This is a genomic window from Bacillus sp. FSL W7-1085 (assembly GCF_038595035.1).
GTDB classification, from domain to species: Bacteria; Bacillota; Bacilli; order Bacillales; family Bacillaceae; genus Bacillus; species Bacillus altitudinis.
On record NZ_CP152000.1, the window covers coordinates 1,432,712 to 1,448,642 of the forward strand.

Sequence of the window (15,931 nt, forward strand, 5' to 3'; positions counted from 1 at the left end):
TTTGGAAATTCGGAAGGAGTAAAGAACAATGCTTGAACAGGTGATATTGTTTACAATCATAATGGGATTTTTAATCAGTGTTCTTTTATCCCCGATTTTTATTCCGTTTTTAAGAAGACTTAAATTTGGTCAAAGTATTAGAGAAGAAGGACCTCAGTCTCACCAAAAGAAATCCGGTACCCCAACAATGGGTGGAATTATGATTATCTTTTCTATTACAATTACAACGATCGTGATGATTAACAAATTCTCTGAGATTAGTCCAGAAATGTTTTTATTGTTATTTGTCACCCTTGGCTACGGATTATTAGGATTTTTAGATGATTATATTAAAGTAGCGATGAAACGAAATCTTGGCTTAACATCGAAACAAAAACTGATCGGGCAAATTGTGATTGCTGTGATTTTCTATGCAGTCTTCCATTATTATGAGTTTGCAACGACTATTCGCATTCCAGGAACAGATGTCAGCTTTGACTTAGGATGGGCATACTTTATCCTCGTCGTTTTCATGCTTGTCGGTGGTTCTAATGCGGTAAACCTTACGGATGGACTTGATGGTTTATTATCTGGAACAGCTGCTATTGCATTCGGAGCTTTTGCTATATTGGCTTGGAATCAATCTCAGTATGATGTGGCGATCTTTTCGGTAGCAGTAGCAGGCGCTGTCCTTGGGTTCCTTGTCTTTAATGCGCATCCTGCAAAAGTATTTATGGGTGATACGGGATCGCTTGCTTTAGGCGGTGCCATAGTGGCCATTGCCATTTTAACGAAACTTGAGATTTTACTCGTCATTATTGGAGGAGTATTTGTTGTTGAAACGTTATCCGTTATCCTTCAAGTCATCTCCTTCAAAACAACTGGAAAAAGAATCTTTAAGATGAGCCCGCTTCACCACCACTATGAGTTAGTTGGCTGGTCTGAGTGGAGAGTAGTTGTCACCTTCTGGACAGCTGGTTTATTGCTTGCTGTTTTAGGAATTTACATCGAGGTGTGGTTATAATTGAATAGGATGCAAATGTTAAAAGACGAACATGTACTAGTACTAGGCCTTGCAAAAAGCGGATATGCGGCAGCCTCAATTCTTCACGAGCACGGAATAAACGTGACGGTCAATGACCAAAAAGCTTTTGAAGAAAACGAGCCTGCTCAGTTACTTTCTGAAAAGGGGATTGATGTCATTTGTGGCAGTCATCCTCTTCGTATGTTCGACGATAAAGAAATTACGATTTTAATTAAGAACCCTGGAATTCCTTATGAGAATGTGATGGTTCAAGAGGCGCTTCGCCGAAAAATTCCAGTTTGGACTGAAATAGAATTGGCGTATCATTTGACCTCATCTCCTTTTATTGGGATTACCGGATCAAATGGAAAAACGACCACGACCACTTTGATTTATGAAATGTTGAAAAAAGACAGTCAAAAAACATTGGTAGCAGGTAATATCGGAACGGTCGCAAGTGAAGTTGCCGCGCGTGCAGCGGGCGATGAATGGATCGTAACTGAGCTCTCATCATTTCAGTTAATGGGAACCGTTGAATTCAGACCTAAAATCAGCTTAATATTAAATATTTTTGACGCACATTTAGACTATCATCACACGCGTGAAGAATACGAAAAAGCAAAACAGAAAGTGTATGCACATCAACAAGAAAATGACGTAGCTGTGGTTAACCTAGATGATCCATCTGTTGTCAAACTAGCAGAAGATTCGAAAGCGCAAAAAGTGTTTTTCTCAGTTAAAGAGCCGGTAGCACATGGAGCGTTTATTAAAGATGGTGCCATCTACTATATGAATGAACATGTCATTGACCTCAAGGATGTTGTTCTTCCTGGTGAGCATAACCAAGAAAATATTCTAGCAGCTATTTGTGTTGTAAAAAATGCAGGCTGCTCAAACGAAGCGATTGCGCAAGTTCTTACTACATTTAGTGGAGTGAAGCATCGTTTGCAATTTGTGGAGACGATTCAAAATAGAAAATTTTATAATGACAGTAAAGCGACCAATATACTGGCAACAAGTAAAGCTTTGTCTGCCTTCAAGCAGCCGACCATTTTACTAGCAGGTGGACTGGATCGTGGCAATGAATTTGATGAATTAAAACCTTTTATGAAGAATGTAAAAGGAATAATTACATTTGGTGAGACTGCGCCTAAGTTTGTGAAGCTTGGTGAAGAGCTGGGAATACATCACGTAAAACATGTCGATAATGTTGAACAAGCAGTACCTGCGGCGTTTAGCATATCTGAAGAAGAAGACGTGATTTTATTGTCTCCAGCTTGTGCAAGCTGGGATCAGCATAAAACATTTGAAGAACGTGGAGACATGTTTGTAAACGCCGTGCATATGCTTAAATAAGGGCTTGTCTCTCATATGACTGACAGCCCAAATGAAATTATGCTTGGGGTGTCGGTCTCTTGACGAATAAGAAAACTTCTCCGGATTTTTTGCTTGTTGTCATTACGTTACTTTTATTGACGATTGGTTTAATTATGGTGTACAGCGCAAGTGCTGTGTGGGCATCGTATAAATTTGATGATTCGTTTTATTTTGCAAAAAGACAGCTTTTGTTTGCCGGAATCGGAGTTATCGCAATGTTTTTCATTATGCGGGTCGATTATTGGACGTGGCGGACTTGGTCAAAGATACTGATTGCAGTGTGTTTTCTCCTACTCGTGCTTGTCTTGATTCCTGGTATCGGTATGGAGAGAAATGGTTCAAGAAGCTGGATTGGTGTCGGTGCGTTTAGTATTCAGCCATCTGAATTTATGAAGCTTGCGATGATTGCGTTTCTTGCAAAATTCTTATCTGAAAAACAAAAGAATATCACATCCTTTCGTAAAGGTTTCGCCCCAGCACTCGGCATTGTGTTTTCTGCATTTGCCATCATTATGCTGCAACCGGACCTAGGTACAGGAACGGTTATGGTTGGAACCTGTATTATTATGATATTTGTTTCAGGTGCGAGAATCGCTCACTTTATCTTTCTCGGTCTTTTAGGGCTTAGCGGATTTGCCGCACTTGTCTTATCAGCACCCTATCGAATAAAACGAATTACATCTTATTTAAATCCTTGGGAGGATCCACTTGGCAGCGGGTTTCAAATTATTCAATCCTTATACGCTGTCGGTCCAGGCGGTCTGTTTGGAATGGGGCTAGGTCAGAGTAGACAAAAATTCTTCTATTTGCCTGAGCCTCAAACAGACTTTATCTTTGCTATTTTGTCTGAAGAACTTGGATTTATAGGTGGATCACTCATTTTGCTGCTCTTTAGTGTTCTATTGTGGAGAGGCATTAGAATAGCCCTCGGTGCACCAGATTTATATGGAAGTTTCTTGGCAGTGGGCATCATCTCAATGGTTGCCATTCAAGTAATGATTAATATCGCAGTTGTCACTGGTCTCATCCCTGTGACGGGCATCACACTCCCATTCATAAGTTATGGCGGTTCATCACTGACATTAATGCTGATGGCAATTGGCGTACTTTTGAATGTAAGCAGGTATGCTAGATATTAATGTGCTGATAGTTCATGAAACCATATAGACTTTTATTTTGCAAAAGTATGAAAAAATGATTTGAAGAGTGAAAATGGCAGTTTCTGTTTCGAAAACATGATGATTGACTCTTCTTTACAGGTTTTGACGGAGCCCTGTTGTTTAAAACAGGGTTTATACTTTGTTCAGAGCAGAAAAAAATTGAGGGGAAATGGTATAATGCGTATAGTTATTAGTGGAGGCGGAACAGGCGGGCATATTTATCCTGCTCTAGCTTTTATTAAAGAAGTGAAAAGACTGCATCCTGATGTGGAATTTTTATATATTGGCACTGAGAATGGGCTTGAAAAGAAAATTGTAGAAAGAGAAAATATCCCTTTTAAATCAATTGAAATTTCAGGTTTTAAAAGAAAGCTTTCCTTTGATAATGTAAAAACAGTGATGAGGTTTCTAAAGGGCGTCCAAAAAAGTAAATCTTATTTAAAAGAATTTAAGCCGGATGCTGTTATTGGAACAGGTGGTTATGTGTGTGGTCCAGTTGTTTATGCTGCGTCTAAGCTAAAAGTCCCGACGATCATTCACGAACAAAATAGCCTGCCAGGCATCACAAATAAGTTTCTGGCACGGTATGTGAATAGAGTAGCCATCTGTTTTGAAGAAGCAAAGGAACACTTTCCTTCAGAAAAGGTTGTTTTTACGGGAAACCCAAGAGCCTCTGAAGTCGTCTCTATTAAAGAGGGAAAATCTCTTAAAGAGTTTGGGCTGGATGAGAAGAAAAAAACGGTTCTCATTTTTGGCGGGAGCAGAGGTGCAGCTCCAATCAATCGAGCAGTGATTGACATGCAAGATGAATTAAAGGCAAAGAACTATCAGCTTTTATATATTACAGGTGAGGTTCATTATGAAAAAGTGCTGAACGAATTAAAAGAAAAAGGTGAAGCACCGAATATGATCACAAAGCCTTTCTTGCATCAAATGCCGGAGTATTTAAAATCAATTGATGTCATTGTTGCAAGAGCGGGAGCCACAACGATAGCTGAAGTGACGGCACTTGGAATTCCGACCATCTTCATTCCAAGTCCATACGTGACCGCAAATCATCAAGAAATTAACGCAAGATCACTTGAAAAACATGATGCTGCGATCGTTTTAAGAGAATCAGAGCTTTCTGGAGATCGCTTGCTTCATGCAATTGATGAAATTGCTGGTAATGACGAGAAACTACATCAAATGAGCCGTTTAACAAAAGAACTTGGAGTACCAGATGCGGCCACACGTTTATATAATGTGTTAAAAGAAATTACGACTTCATGATGAATGATATGAGGTAAGGCGGAGGGTAATATGGAGAACTTGAAGAATGAATTATTAGAAGCGCAAGTTGGTAAAGTACTTGAAAATGAACCGCTTGCAAATCATACGACAATGAAAATAGGCGGACCGGCCGATCTATTAGTCATCCCTAAAGATGTCGATGCTGTCAAAACAATTATGGATCAGGTGAAAAAACATGATACTCAATGGACGGTCATTGGGAGAGGATCCAATTTACTTGTCCTTGATAAAGGAATTCGCGGGGTCGTTTTAAAGCTGGGCGCTGGGCTTGATCACTTAACTGTCAATGATGAAGAGATTACAGTTGGTGGAGGCTATTCAGTTGTAAGACTCGCGACGTCTCTTAGTAAGCAGGGGCTGTCAGGATTGGAATTCGCAGCTGGTATTCCAGGATCTATTGGTGGCGCTGTTTATATGAACGCAGGGGCACATGGATCTGATATCAGCAAGATTCTTGTGAAAGCGAGAGTCTTATTTGAAGATGGAACGATCGAGTGGTTAACTAATGAGCAAATGAATTTTAGCTATCGAACTTCTGTGCTTCAAAAGGAACGCCCTGGAATTGTTCTCGAAGCAGTGTTCAAGCTTAAACAGGACGAACGTGAGAAAATCACAAAGAAAATGCAGCAAAATAAAGATTATCGCAAGGAAACACAACCGTATAATAAACCATGCGCCGGCAGTATTTTCCGAAATCCATTACCTGAATATGCAGGACAGCTTGTAGAAAAGGCGAATTTAAAAGGATATCAGATTGGCGGCGCTAGAATTTCTGATATGCACGGAAACTTTATTGTCAATGCTGGTGGGGCGAAGGCTCAAGATGTGCTCGACTTAATTCAGTACATTCAAAAGAAAATCAAAGATGACTACAATGTAGAGATGCATACAGAAGTAGAAATTATTGGTGAAGCAAATTAAAGGCTACTACTTATGAATGATGGTATCACAGGAAAACAAACGGCATTTTTTCATGCCGTTTGTTTTCTAATCAATATGAGATAAAGAATGATCCAAAGGTGCGGACAAGCAGCTTTGAATGAGGTGAAGAGTATATATGCGGCCTGATCATGAAAATGAAAAGATCGTCAATATAGAAGAGCGAATCCCTAAAATTAAAGAACAAAGGAAGCAGAAAGCGAATCGGAGATTAATCTCTTTTATTCTGCTGTTTTTTATCATGGTTTTAATTATTGTCTATTTGCAAACACCAATCAGTAAAATTTCTTCTTTAACCATTACCGGTAATGAACATGTACCAACAAAACAGCTCGTTAAACTTTCGCAAATTAAAGAAGGCGAGACAGAGTTTTGGAATTTAAATAAAGATATAACAGCAGACCATATAAAGCAAAATAAGTTGATTAAAAGTGTCAGTATCAAAAAACATTTCCCTAATAAGGTCAGTATTGCTGTCAAAGAGTATGCAAATATTGCGTATCTGCAAAAGGGACATTTTTATTATGAGCTTCTTGAAAACGGGACGGCTTTGCCAGATGAAGTAACACCAAGTCACGCAGGACCTATTTTTGTCGATTGGGACAATAAAGAGAAATTGAAGCAAACAGTGAGAGCTCTGAATCAACTGCCGGCTTCTATTCAGGAACTAATATCAGAAGTATATTACGTACCGACTAGCTCCAATCAGTGGCTCGTTAAATTTTATATGAATGATGGAAACACCGTTATTGCATCAATTAAAACATTCGCAGATAAAATGACGACGTACCCTGCCATTGTCAAAGAGCTTTCGTCCTCTGAGAAAGGTACGATTCATATGGAAGTAGCTACGTATTTTGAAGCTTTTAAATCTAAGAAAAAGGAAGATGAACGTTGAGAGGCAAAACCGTCATATTCTCAATTGTAATGCTTGTTCTTGGATTTCTGATTTCTTTTTCATACCAATATACGAAGCAGCATCGAGCAGATGTCAATCGAACAGAACAATGGAAAAAAGAATATTCTTTGAAAAGTCAGCTAACAAAGCAAGAAAAGGCGAATCAAAAACTTGAAAAAGAACTTTATCGTCTTCAATCAAAAGTCCAAGAAACAGAGTTTGGTTTGAAAAATGAAAAAGAGCAGTATTTTAATGTTTTGGAAGATGTTGAGAAATACAGAATGTTTACAGGAGAAATAGGTGTAAAAGGGAAAGGGGTAAAAGTATCTCTTGAAGATGCATCTTATATCCCGAGTGGACAAAATGTCAATAATTACATTGTGCATGAGAGCCACATTTTCCATGTGATAAACGAACTATTTATATCAGGGGCATCTGCTGTAGCTATAAACGGACAAAGAATCACACACCAATCATACATACATTGTAACGGTCCAGTCGTCACGGTTGATGGTGTTCAACATCCAGCACCATTTGTCATTTCTGCTATTGGAGATCCAGCTGTTTTAATTCCTGCATTAAACATTGCAGGCGGGGTGGTTGATCAGCTGACAAGTGATCATATTTCCATGACGATTGAAAAGAAGGATATTCGTATGAATCCTCTTCTAAGAAACAAAGATTAAATGTGAAAAGGTGAGTGGTGTTGAGGAAAAAGAAGCCATTACTTAGTTTGACAGTCCTGATGGTCATATTTGGCATCATGGTCTCCATCCAGTTTAACTCTCTACAAAAGCCTAAAGTTCGCGATACTCGAGACGTTTGGGAATTAAGAGAGGATTTATCTGCATCCAAAAGTAAAGAACTGGATTTATTGAAAGAAATTGATAAATATGATGAAATGCTAAAAAAGTATGGCAACCAAGAAGATCAATCAAAAGAAGCACAATTAACAAAAACGTTGAAGGATTTGAAAGAAAAGGCTGGTTTTACAGAGGTAACGGGTGAAGGAGTTGAAATAGAAATTACTCAGCTTTTTTCTAAGGAACTTACCGGAGAAGAATTCAAAAATATACCACCTGATCTTCTAAAAAAATTAATCAACGAAGCCAATATGTTTGGGGCAAAACATATTTCCATTAATGAACACCGGGTGATTAACACCAGTGTTATTCGAGATATTAATGGTACGACGAAAATGGATGGTTACAGCATAGATGGTGATACAGTCACGATTAAGATGGTCAGCGAGCAGGCCGATAAATTATACAGCCGTTTAAATGTATCAGATATTGGTGATTTGTTTGCTCAGGAAAATTTCAGTTTGAGTATTAGACCGCCGAAGAAAAAAATTCATTTAAAAGCATTTGACGGTACAATTCAATTAAATGAATTGAAGCCTCTTGACGATGTAAAGGAGGGAAAATCTTAATGTGGCTTCCTGTACTTGGTTTAATCATAGGAGTTGCGATCGGTTTCTTAACGAATTTTACGATACCGAATGAGTATTCTAACTATCTTTCCCTCGCCGTACTTGCTGCGCTTGATACATTGATTGGTGGAATCAGAGCACATCTGCAAGGGGCATACGATGAACTAGTGTTTGTATCAGGTTTCTTCTTTAATATTATACTCGCAATAAGTTTAGCTTTTCTGGGCGTCCATCTTGGTGTAGACTTGTATTTAGTCGGAATGTTTGCATTCGGTGTTAGATTGTTTCAAAATATCGCCGTTATTCGAAGAATTCTACTAACAAAATGGACAATTTCTAGAGAAAAAAAGAAAAAAAGTGAGTCATAAAAAAGGATATACATATGATGTAACGAATATTTTCAGTAATCCTAATAAAAAATGTTGATTTTTTAAGTTTTGTTACACACTTGTAAAAACACATTCATTGTATTGTTGTTCAGCAAATAATAGAATAGAAAGTATTGATATGTGAGGAGGTGCCATAGAATGAACAACAATGAAATTTACGTCAGCCTTGACATCGGTACATCCAATATAAAAGTCATCGTCGGAGAAATGGCGGATGATTCGCTTAACATTATAGGTGTTGGAAATGTCCCTTCAGAGGGGTTAAAAAAAGGATCGATTGTTGATATAGATGAAACAGTTCATTCTATTAGACAAGCATTTGAACAGGCTGAGAGAATGGTAGGTTTTCCTTTACAAAAGGCGATAGTCGGAATTAACGGAAACCACATTCATATTCAGAATACGAGCGGCGTTGTCGCAGTGTCTAGTGAAAATAAAGAAATACATGCTGAAGATGTGAGACGTGTCTTGGATGCTGCACAGGTAGTATCTATTCCGCAAGAACATCTCGTAGTAGACGTAATTCCGAGACAATTTATCGTCGACGGAAGAGATGAGATCACAGATCCGAAAAAAATGCTAGGTGTACGGCTAGAAGTGGATGGATCGTTAATCACAGGTTCTAAAACGATTCTACATAACTGGCTCCGATGTGTAGAGCGAGCTGGTATTGAAATTATGGATATTTGCTTGCAGCCACTCGCATCGGGTTCAGCGGCGTTATCGAAAGATGAAAAAAATCTAGGGGTAGCTCTTGTCGATATTGGCGGCGGCTCTACTACGATATCCGTATTTGAAAACGGGCATCTCTATTCTACTCACAGTATCCCATTGGGCGGAGAGAACATTACAAAAGATTTGTCTATAGGACTTAGAACTTCCACTGAAGAAGCTGAACGAATCAAAAAGCAATTTGGGCATGCATTCTATGATGAGGCATCGTCTGAGGAGACATTTGAAGTTTCCGTCATCGGTACGGACCAAAAACAGACGTATACACAACTTGAAGCAGCCAATATCATTGAAGCACGATTGGAAGAGATTCTGCTTTTTGTGGCAGAGGAATTACGCAATATGGGTGTCCATGATTTGCCTGGCGGATTCGTTCTAACAGGTGGACAGGCAGCTATACCAGGTATCCTTTCTCTGGCACAAACGGTCTTACAAAACAATGTAAGAATCGCAAGTCCTAATTATATTGGGGTCAGGGAACCTCAATATATGACAGGAGTGGGCCTGATCCATTTTGCTTATCGCAATGCAAAGATTCAGGGCAGACAGGTTGGATTCCAAATGCCGGATGAAGCATTTCATGAAGTAGGCGCGTCCATGGAGCCGGTTTCTTCTACACCACAAGTAAAAGAAGCTCAGCCAAGACCGAAAGTGAAACAAAAAGCGCAACAAGAGACAAATAAAAAACCGGGCAAAATGAAAAAACTATTTAATATGTTCTGGGAATAGAACTAGATTTTCGACGGATTAGGAGGATTCAGCATGTTGGAGTTTGAAACAAATATAGACGGCCTAGCATCAATTAAAGTAATCGGTGTAGGTGGCGGCGGAAATAACGCTGTCAACCGAATGATTGAAAATGACGTACAGGGTGTCGATTTTATTGCAGTGAATACAGATGCACAGGCGTTAAACTTATCAAAAGCAGAAACAAAAATGCAAATCGGTGCTAAGCTGACAAGAGGGCTTGGAGCAGGTGCGAATCCTGAAGTCGGTAAAAAAGCTGCTGAAGAAAGCAAAGAACAAATTGAAGAAGTCCTAAAAGGCGCTGACATGGTCTTTGTGACAGCCGGTATGGGCGGTGGAACTGGTACGGGTGCTGCACCTGTCATTGCGAAAATCGCAAAAGATTCTGGAGCCTTGACAGTTGGAGTTGTGACTCGTCCTTTCACATTTGAAGGAAGAAAGCGTCAGCTTCAAGCAGTTGAAGGGATTGCTTCTATGAAAGAAGCAGTTGATACGTTAATCGTGATTCCAAACGATCGCCTGCTTGAAATTGTCGATAAAAACACGCCAATGCTTGAAGCATTCCGTGCAGCAGATAACGTGTTAAGACAAGGTGTTCAAGGGATCTCAGATCTCATTGCAACACCAGGTTTAATTAACCTTGACTTTGCTGATGTGAAAACGATCATGTCTAACAAAGGTTCAGCTCTTATGGGAATTGGTGTCGCAACAGGCGAAAACCGTGCTGCTGAAGCAGCGAAAAAAGCCATTTCTTCACCACTTCTTGAAACAGCGATTGATGGAGCACAAGGTGTTATCATGAATATTACTGGTGGTACGAACCTTAGTCTTTATGAGGTACAAGAAGCAGCGGATATTGTTGCATCAGCCTCTGATGAAGATGTCAACATGATCTTTGGATCTGTCATTAATGATAACTTGAAGGATGAAATTGTGGTCACAGTCATCGCAACCGGTTTTATTGAGCAAGAGCCGGAAGTGACAAAACCTCAAAGAAATCCATTAGGACAAGGATTAAAGCAAAATCAATCTATTCCACAAAAGCGTGAAGTGAAACGTGAGGAACATCAGCAAACATCATCACAACCAAGACAAAATACACAGTCAAGTGATGATACATTGGATATCCCAACGTTCTTACGTAACCGCAACAAACGATAAGCAAGCACGATTCATCCCCTTCCTTTGGAAGGGTTTTTTTTATGTCTGCATGGTGAGAAGATCCTGAGTCTGATTGATATAAAAGTCTTGTTTCCTACGTGTTATTTGGAACTATCGTATGTGTTTTGGCTTGAGTCTTTTAAGTCAAAAGAATCATTTTTAATTCCCTTTACAAAAAACGACAAAATGTTGAACTTTATTTGACTACATTAATGAGAACACCATGAAACTTGTCATGATCAAAAAGAAGGGGGAGGGGCAGGATACACACTGTTTGACCATTTGAGGAGGAGGGATTTTATTGAAAGTGAAGTTTCGTAAAACCGCCGTCTATCGTTTCATGAGTCTTTTGGTGATTGGTACTTTAACGATGACAAGCTTTGGGATGGTTCAAGCAAAATCGACTTCTACCTCATATCAGGAGGAAGCCGTTTCCTCTAAGACAACAAAAGCCAAGATTTCTTCGAGATTAAAGAAGCAGTTTCAAAAGGAAGATAAGGTGACCTTCTTAGTCAAAATGAAGGAACAAACGAATGTACAAAAAGTAGCAAAAGAAGCTGTATCAAAAGCAAAAAAACAAAAATTAACTGCGGCTAAAACGCAGTACACAAAAAGATCAGCCGTTGTATCTGAGCTGAGAGCAACATCTGATGAAACGCAGCAAGCGCTCCTAGCGTATTTACAAAAGGAAAAAAAGAATAAGCAAGTGAAAGATATTCATTCCTACTATATTGTGAATGGTCTAGCTGTGACGGCAACAAAAGAAGTGATGGAAAAGGTTGCTTCTTTTCCAGAAGTAGCTCAAGTGCTGCCGAATGAAACTCGTCAACTTCATCGTCCTGTTGATCTGAAGCATGCTAAGCCAAACAAACAAATCAAAGCAGTAGATGGAGTCGAATGGAATATTGCTCAGGTGCATGCACCAGAAGCGTGGGATTTAGGCTATGACGGGACCGGAACCGTTGTGGCAAGTATTGATACAGGTGTCGAATGGGATCATCCTGCGCTAAAAGAAAAATACCGCGGGTTTGATCCTGCTCGTCCGAACGAACCATCTCATGAACTGAATTGGTATGATGCCACGACAGGCTCTGAAGTCCCTTATGATGACTTGGAGCACGGGACCCATGTGACAGGCACAATGGTTGGTTCTGAGCCAGATGGAAAGAATCAAATTGGGGTCGCACCGGGAGCAGAATGGATTGCAGTGAAAGCTTTTTCAGAAGATGGCGGTACAGATGCTGATCTGTTAGATGCCGGTGAATGGATTTTAGCACCGAAAGATCAAAACGGAAATCCTCACCCAGAAAAGGCACCTGATGTTGTGAATAATTCGTGGGGCGGTGGGCCAGGTCTTGATGATTGGTATAAAGATGTAGTGAATGCTTGGAGAGCAGCAGACATCTTTCCAGAATTTTCAGCCGGTAATACCGATTTATTCAATCCAGGCGGTGCGGGTTCGATTGCAAATCCCGCTAACTATCAAGAAGCCTTTGCTACAGGCGCAACAGATCAGGACAACAAGTTAGGGTCTTTCTCCCTTCAGGGTCCTTCTCCATATGGCGTAATGAAACCAGATATTGCTGCTCCGGGAGTAAACATTCGTTCTTCGATCCCGGGAAAAGGATATGAGGATGGGTGGAATGGTACATCGATGGCAGGTCCGCATGTCTCAGCTGTTGTTCTTCTTCTTCGCCAAGTGCAATCAGACCTTTCTGTTGATGAAATTCAGCAAATTCTCATTGAGACAGCGAAACCACTGACAGATCAGCAATTTCCTGAATCCCCTAACAACGGCTATGGGGCAGGGTTAGTGGATGCAAGAGAGGCGATTACGGCTTTAACCAATGGAATCGGTACGATTGAAGGCCAGGTGACAAAAGAGGGAGAAGATACAGAGCCACCTGTTTTTTCACATAAAGGTCCGAATGAAATTTTTGCTGCAACGTCAACCCCATTGACCATCACTGCAGAAGATGAGATAGCAGTGGCAAATGTTTCTTTGACTTACCGAGTAGATCAAGGTGAATGGGAGACATTGCAAGCCAACCGCACGGATGGAAATCATTTAAAAGGAACCTATACGGTGCAGCTCCCTGAACTTGAGGGGGAAAACGTGACGTACCGATGGATTGTGAAAGATTTTGGAGAAAATGAAGCGGCATCAGATTCTTATACACTTCCAATTAAAACATCCATCACCACTGGCTACTCACAAGATTTTGAAGCATGGCCAAGTGGATGGTTCAGTGGTGGAACAAAAGATCCGTGGCAGTGGGGAAAACCGTCCACAGGTCCAAAACAAGCATTTAGCGGGGAACATGTCTATGCCACCAATTTAGACAGTCCTTATGAAAATAAAACGGACGCCAATTTGTCTATGCCGCTCATTGCTGTATCAGATTCAGGTTCTTCCTACCTGCAATATCAATACTGGCATGATCTCGAAGCCAATTATGATTATGTGCATGTCTATGTACAGCCAGAGGGTGAAGACGCCGTTCAAGTGACAGCTTATACGGGGAAAACAAATGCGTGGACAGCAGGCGAAGTTGATTTATCTGCTTATAAAGGGCAAAAAGTGAGAGTCCTGTTTCAGATAAGAACAGATGGCAGTGTCACAAAAGATGGCTTTTATTTAGATGATGTGAAAATCACAGATGAGGCTTTGTCTCAACAAGCTAAGAACCAGCTAGGTGTGATCAAAAAAGAAAAATCCACAAGCCAGAATAAGAAATCAGTTGATCCAAAAAAGGCAAAGCCTGCTAAAGTAAAAAATAAACATGTACACATTCAAAAGCAAAACAGTCATGATGCTCCATCTATTCAAGCTCTTCCAATGAAAGCGCAAATCAGTGTTCTAGAAAGCGGAAAATCAACTTCCACCGATGAAGCGACAGGGAAATATCAGCTGTCTCAAGGAGCAGGAGAATGGACAGTGAAAGCGGAAGCTTACGGCTTTGAATCACGGTCCCAAAAAGTCAAAGTGGCATCAAAAGAAACAGTAGAAGCGAATTTCTCCTTACAGCCGCTAGAGAAACGAACGATCTCCGGCACGGTCGTCAATGAAACCACTGGTGAAAAGGTGAAGAATGCAACTGTTTATCTTGTGGAGGACGCAAAAATTGAGCCGGTGAAAACAGATGAATCCGGTGAATTTTCTCTAAAGGCATTAAGCGGTGTCTATACAGTCAAAATTTTTGCAAAGGGGTTTAAAGGCTATACGTTTACAGCGGATGTGACGGCAAAGCCACTTGAAAAGTCAGTGAAACTTGAGCCTTTTATCGGTTTTCCAGGAGAGATTGGCTACGATGATGGAACGGCTGAAAATGCACGGGCTTTCTACGATCCTGGCAATGGCTGGGCTGTGAAGTTTTCATTAGAAAAAGGAAAGAAACAAGCACAAGTCACAGGTGGTCTTTTCCGGTTTTGGACATCAGAATGGCCAGCTCCTGGAGGCGATGAATTTGCTGTTGAAGTATATGATGCTTCTGGGAAGGGTGGCGCACCAGGTGAGAAAATCGCAGGACCTTTAAAAGCAAATGCACTGCGTAATGGTGAATGGACAAAAGTAGATTTAGAAGATCAAGCCATTACAGTGGATGGAGATTTCTATCTTGTTTATATTCAAACGAAAAAGAATACCGAATCGCCGGGACTTGCCACAGATGAAGATGGCCCTAATGCTGAAAGAAGCTGGCAGCTGACGAGCGGTGCTTTTTCTCCTTCTCCGAAAGAAGAGGGGAATTATATGATTCGTGCGCTCGTAAACTATGAAGCAGATGTACCAGAAATCACTTCTCCAAAGGAAGGAACCATTACAAATCAAGGTGAATTGACGATTGAAGGCACAGCCTCTCCGGGTCTCAATGTGGCCATTTATCAGAATGATGAAGAGGTGGCCAACGTCAAATCAGATGAGTCGGGTACTTTCAAAGAAAATGTATCTGTTCCAAGTGGAGAGCATGTCTTCACGGCGGCGACTGTAACGGATAAAGGCTCAACAAAACATTCCAAGCCAGTCAAGGTGATCATCGATCAAACAGCACCGACGTTGACCATTGATACACCGAAAAAAGGTGACAAGTCTAATAGAGAATCACTCACGGTGGAAGGGAAAGTAGCGGATGATTATCTAGATCAAGTCACAGTCAATGGAAAAAAAGCGACTGTAAAGGATGGGGCATATTCTGCAAGGGTGCTGCTTGAGAACGGGAAAAATACAATCAAAGTGACAGCAAAAGATGCAGCTGGAAACAAAACGACTAAAAAGGTCGACATCGATGTTCAATATGATGCACCTGTCATTTCTGAATTAACGCCAAAAGATAATATGAATCTATCATCAGGTGAATCGGTTAAGATTTCATTTAAAAGCAGGGAAAAGCTAGATGCCACCTTTGTTCTTCATATGCCGCTGACAAATGCTAGATCAAAACTTCAAAACACAACCGAACTGCCGATTCGTGAAGTAGCACCGGGAACGTATGAAGGCTACTGGACGGCGACATCTATTGCAAAAGCAAAAGGTGTAGTGATTGAAGTCATTGTCAAAGATGATTATGGAAATGTCACAAGACAGAAGGCAGAAGGAACACTCACCATCAATGAGAAAGAATGACAGCGAAAAAGACATGACTCTTCGGAGCGTGTCTTTTTTTGTGCAATGGATAGAGGAGACACTTGTCCAACAAATCATTCGGATGTTCTTTCTGTCTCATACGTCGACAAAAACGATAACAATCCACCAAAAGTTCTCTATCATCCCCTACAAGAATTGACAGACTTCCATCCGATGAC

The 15,931-nt window shown here is 40.4% G+C and carries 12 protein-coding genes; all 12 read left to right on the forward strand.

What is annotated here, in order from left to right:
• The first annotated feature begins 28 nt into the window (after positions 1-28).
• The 12 genes from mraY (at position 29) to MKY11_RS07330 (ending at position 15,752) form a co-directional block, all read left to right on the forward strand.
• A complete protein-coding gene (gene mraY / locus MKY11_RS07275; RefSeq protein WP_007499771.1) occupies positions 29-1,003 on the forward strand; it encodes a phospho-N-acetylmuramoyl-pentapeptide-transferase in 975 nt (324 codons plus the stop codon).
• A complete protein-coding gene (murD, locus tag MKY11_RS07280) occupies positions 1,004-2,359 on the forward strand; it encodes a UDP-N-acetylmuramoyl-L-alanine--D-glutamate ligase (protein ID WP_144678839.1) in 1,356 nt (451 codons plus the stop codon).
• A gap of 59 nt (positions 2,360-2,418) precedes the next feature.
• Positions 2,419-3,519 carry a stage V sporulation protein E gene (gene spoVE, locus MKY11_RS07285; RefSeq protein ID WP_039166797.1) on the forward strand — a complete coding sequence of 367 codons (1,101 nt, stop codon included), beginning with the start codon at positions 2,419-2,421 and terminating at the stop codon, positions 3,517-3,519.
• 198 nt (positions 3,520-3,717) lie between these two features.
• A complete protein-coding gene (gene murG / locus MKY11_RS07290; RefSeq protein ID WP_342501975.1) occupies positions 3,718-4,812 on the forward strand; it encodes an undecaprenyldiphospho-muramoylpentapeptide beta-N-acetylglucosaminyltransferase in 1,095 nt (364 codons plus the stop codon).
• A 30-nt stretch (positions 4,813-4,842) separates the two neighbouring features.
• A complete protein-coding gene (murB, locus tag MKY11_RS07295; RefSeq protein ID WP_007499764.1) occupies positions 4,843-5,754 on the forward strand; it encodes a UDP-N-acetylmuramate dehydrogenase in 912 nt (303 codons plus the stop codon).
• Between the two features lie 136 nt (positions 5,755-5,890).
• Entirely contained in the window at positions 5,891-6,670 is a 780-nt protein-coding gene (locus MKY11_RS07300; protein WP_135008931.1) for a cell division protein FtsQ/DivIB, read from the forward strand.
• The gene (locus tag MKY11_RS07305) at positions 6,667-7,356 is read left to right on the forward strand and encodes a DUF881 domain-containing protein (RefSeq protein WP_007499760.1); all 690 of its coding nucleotides are present in this window, start codon (positions 6,667-6,669) and stop codon (positions 7,354-7,356) included. The genes MKY11_RS07300 and MKY11_RS07305 overlap by 4 nt, the downstream gene beginning before the upstream one ends.
• A gap of 20 nt (positions 7,357-7,376) precedes the next feature.
• Positions 7,377-8,102 (forward strand): DUF881 domain-containing protein, encoded by a 726-nt coding sequence (locus MKY11_RS07310; protein WP_327855511.1) that lies wholly within the window; start codon positions 7,377-7,379, stop codon positions 8,100-8,102.
• Complete coding sequence (locus tag MKY11_RS07315; protein ID WP_003210988.1) at positions 8,102-8,470, forward strand: small basic family protein; 369 nt, start codon at positions 8,102-8,104, stop codon at positions 8,468-8,470. The genes MKY11_RS07310 and MKY11_RS07315 overlap by 1 nt, the downstream gene beginning before the upstream one ends.
• A gap of 159 nt (positions 8,471-8,629) precedes the next feature.
• Positions 8,630-9,952, forward strand: a complete 1,323-nt coding sequence (gene ftsA, locus MKY11_RS07320; protein ID WP_007499754.1) for a cell division protein FtsA — start codon at positions 8,630-8,632, stop codon at positions 9,950-9,952.
• Between the two features lie 33 nt (positions 9,953-9,985).
• Positions 9,986-11,131 carry a cell division protein FtsZ gene (ftsZ, locus tag MKY11_RS07325; RefSeq protein WP_007499752.1) on the forward strand — a complete coding sequence of 382 codons (1,146 nt, stop codon included), beginning with the start codon at positions 9,986-9,988 and terminating at the stop codon, positions 11,129-11,131.
• Between the two features lie 307 nt (positions 11,132-11,438).
• Positions 11,439-15,752 (forward strand): S8 family serine peptidase, encoded by a 4,314-nt coding sequence (locus MKY11_RS07330; protein ID WP_342502104.1) that lies wholly within the window; start codon positions 11,439-11,441, stop codon positions 15,750-15,752.
• Positions 15,753-15,931 lie beyond the last annotated feature (179 nt).

Excerpts from the sequence above, each read along its gene's own strand:
- MKY11_RS07300 (WP_135008931.1), top strand. The coding sequence starts at position 5,891 with ATGCGGCCTGATCATGAAAATGAAAAGATCGTCAATATAGAAGAGCGA.
- murB (WP_007499764.1), top strand. The coding sequence starts at position 4,843 with ATGGAGAACTTGAAGAATGAATTATTAGAAGCGCAAGTTGGTAAAGTA.
- ftsA (WP_007499754.1), top strand. The coding sequence starts at position 8,630 with ATGAACAACAATGAAATTTACGTCAGCCTTGACATCGGTACATCCAAT.
- MKY11_RS07315 (WP_003210988.1), top strand. The coding sequence starts at position 8,102 with ATGTGGCTTCCTGTACTTGGTTTAATCATAGGAGTTGCGATCGGTTTC.
- murG (WP_342501975.1), top strand. The coding sequence starts at position 3,718 with ATGCGTATAGTTATTAGTGGAGGCGGAACAGGCGGGCATATTTATCCT.
- mraY (WP_007499771.1), top strand. The coding sequence starts at position 29 with ATGCTTGAACAGGTGATATTGTTTACAATCATAATGGGATTTTTAATC.
- ftsZ (WP_007499752.1), top strand. The coding sequence starts at position 9,986 with ATGTTGGAGTTTGAAACAAATATAGACGGCCTAGCATCAATTAAAGTA.